Raw genomic sequence first — 1,927 nt, 5'->3', positions numbered from 1 at the left:
CGCGGTGGCGGCTCAGCCGGACCCGCAGGGACTCGGAGGGATCCGGGAACCGCCGTAACCGTGTGTCACTTGGTCGCGCCCTGCGAGAAGCCGTTGTAGATGTAGCGCTGGAGGAAGAGGAACACGAGCAGGGTCGGGACGATCACCAGGACGGTGCCGGCCGAGATGTTCTCCCAGTGCGCGCCGAAGGGGCCCTTGAAGCGGAACAGCGCGGTGGAGATGGTGCCGAGCTCCTCGGAGGGCATGTAGAGGAAGGGGATGTAGAAGTCGTTGTAGACGGTGATCCCCTTGATGATCACGACCGTGGCGATGGCGGGCTTCAGCAGCGGCAGGATGATCTTCCAGTAGATGGTGAGCGCGTTCGCCCCGTCCAGCCTCGCCGCCTCGTCCAGGGAGACCGGGATGCCCCGGATGAACTGCAGGAAGATGTAGATCGAGACGATGTCCGTCCCCATGTACAGCAGGATGGGCGCCCACAGACTGTTGAACAGGCCGAAGCTGTTGACCACTTGGAAGGTGGCGACCTGGGTGGTGACCCCGGGTACCAGCGTGGCGATCAGGAACAGCGCCATGATCGGCTTCTTGGCGCGGAAGGCGAAACGGTCGACGGCGTACGCCGTCATCGATCCGATGAGAACGGTACCGGTGATCGAGAAGAGCAGGATGAACGCGGTGTTCCCGAAGGCGGAAAGCATCTTGCCGTCGGTGAAGGCCGTCGCGTAGTTGCCGAAGTTGAGCCAGTTGCCCGGCAGGGTCAGCGCACCGCCGTCGGCGACCTCCTCGGACGTCTTCAGCGAGGTCAGGAAGACGACGGCGAGCGGGACCAGCACGATCAGGGACGCGACGACGAGCGACAGGTAGGTCAGGGCCGGCGCGATCCGGCGACGGCGTGCGGTGGGCAGGGGCGAGGTCATACGAGGTCCACCTTCTCGTCGGGCACGAGGCGGCGCTGGATCCAGGTGACCAGCAGGATGATGAGGAGCAGGACGACCGCGGCGGCGGAGGCCAGGCCCGTCTTGTTGAACTGGAAGGCGAGCTTGACCGTCTGGATGACGAAGGTCGAGGTGCCGGTCGCGCCGCCGGTCATGATGTACGGGATCTCGAAGACGGACAGCGATCCCGAGATGGCCAGGATGACGCTGAGGCTGACGACCGGCCGGATGCTCGGGGCGATGATGTGGCGGAACTGCTGCCACCGCGTCGCACCGTCCAACTGGGCCGCCTCGTACAGCTCGGCGGGGATCGACTGGATCGCGCCCAGGAACAGTACGAAGTTGAGCCCGGTGAAGCGCCAGACGGACACGCCGGCCAGCGAGGTGTTCGCCGATGTCGGGTCGCCGAGCCACGCGTGGTCGGAACCGGCGCCGAACCACGACAGCACCGAGTCCAGTGTGCCGCCGTCCTGGAAGAAGTAGAGGAACACGAACCCGATGGCCACGCCGTTGACGAGGTAGGGGAAGAACAGGATCCCCTTGAAGAAGTTGCGGAAGCGCAGGTCGAAGCTGAGGACGGTCGCGAAGTACAGGGCGATCACGATCTGCACGGCGGAGGCCGCGAGGTAGTAGAAGCTGACGAAGAACACCCGGAACAGTTCGGGCCGGGTGAAGATCTGCCGGTAGTTGTCGAAGCCCGTGAGCTCGCGGTCCGGGCTGACACCGTCCCAGTCGGTGAAGCTGTAGAAGATCATGTTCCCCACGGGCACGTAGGTGAACGTGACCAGCAGGGCCAGCGGGGCGGCGAGGAAGAACCACGGGGTCAGGCGGCGCAGCAGCGAGGGGCCGCGCCGGGGCGACGGGCGGAGTGTCGTCCTCGGTGGCCGGGTGGCGGCGCGCGGCACCTTCGCGGGTGCCGTCTCGGTCGTCTCGGGCATGTCGGGCCTTTCTGCGTCCGCCGGTCCGGGGTTCGTGGTCTGCGGTCTGCGGTCTGC

2 protein-coding genes are annotated in these 1,927 nt (G+C 66.1%); both read right to left on the bottom strand.

The window, feature by feature from the left end; translation table 11 throughout:
- Nucleotides 1-65: 65 nt before the first annotated feature.
- Nucleotides 66-914, bottom strand: a complete 849-nt coding sequence (locus BZL64_RS31990; RefSeq protein ID WP_086772629.1) for a carbohydrate ABC transporter permease — start codon at nucleotides 912-914, stop codon at nucleotides 66-68.
- Nucleotides 911-1,870 carry a carbohydrate ABC transporter permease gene (locus tag BZL64_RS31985; RefSeq protein WP_086772628.1) on the bottom strand — a complete coding sequence of 320 codons (960 nt, stop codon included), beginning with the start codon at nucleotides 1,868-1,870 and terminating at the stop codon, nucleotides 911-913. The genes BZL64_RS31990 and BZL64_RS31985 overlap by 4 nt, the downstream gene beginning before the upstream one ends.
- Between the last annotated feature and the right edge of the window lie 57 nt (nucleotides 1,871-1,927).

The organism is Streptomyces bobili (assembly GCF_002154575.1).
GTDB lineage: Bacteria > Actinomycetota > Actinomycetes > Streptomycetales > Streptomycetaceae > Streptomyces > Streptomyces bobili.
The sequence above is the reverse complement of the archived record's forward strand: the minus strand, read 5'-3'. Positions and strand labels throughout refer to the sequence as shown.